The organism is Streptococcus cristatus, from assembly GCF_003943535.1.
Classification (GTDB): domain Bacteria; phylum Bacillota; class Bacilli; order Lactobacillales; family Streptococcaceae; genus Streptococcus; species Streptococcus cristatus_L.
This window is the reverse complement of record NZ_RJPU01000042.1, coordinates 1-541: the sequence shown is the minus strand read 5'-3', so window position 1 is coordinate 541 and position 541 is coordinate 1. Positions and strand designations below refer to the sequence as shown.

The following is a 541-nucleotide window of genomic DNA, read 5'->3' as shown; positions in this document are numbered from 1 at the left end:
ACCGTTACCGTTCTTATCCAAACCGACTTGAACAGTNTGNGTNCCGTTGTTGTTNTCGACAACNTTAGCTAGTGGAGATTTACCATCCTTACCGTCTTTAACGATAGTAGATGAGGTTACTTCATCTGGATCCAATTGGCCATTGCCGTTCTTATCAAGACCAACTTTAACAGTGTGTGTACCGTCGTTGTTGTCTACGACTTGCGCCAATGATGGCTTGCCATCTTCACCTTTGGCACCAGTTGCGCCNGTTGCTCCAGTTTCACCTTTATCGCCTTTGGCTCCGGTCGCGCCTGTAGCTCCAGTTGCGCCAGCTTTGCCATCCTTACCATCTTTGATGATAGTTGAAGATGTCACTTCGTCTGGATCCAACTCACCATTACCGTTCTTATCAAGACCGACTTGAACAGTGTGAGTACCGTTGTTGTTGTCGACAACCTTAGCTAGTGGAGATTTACCATCCTTACCGTCTTTAACGATAGTAGATGAGGTTACTTCATCTGGATCCAATTGGCCATTGCCGTTCTTATCAAGACCAACT

The 541-nt window shown here is 46.2% G+C and carries 1 protein-coding gene; it reads right to left on the bottom strand.

What is annotated here, in order from left to right:
- The coding region (locus D8790_RS10445) for a collagen-flanked surface repeat-containing protein (protein WP_446677489.1) at positions 1 to 510 on the bottom strand (510 nt) is incomplete at its 3' end.
- Between the last annotated feature and the right edge of the window lie 31 nt (positions 511 to 541).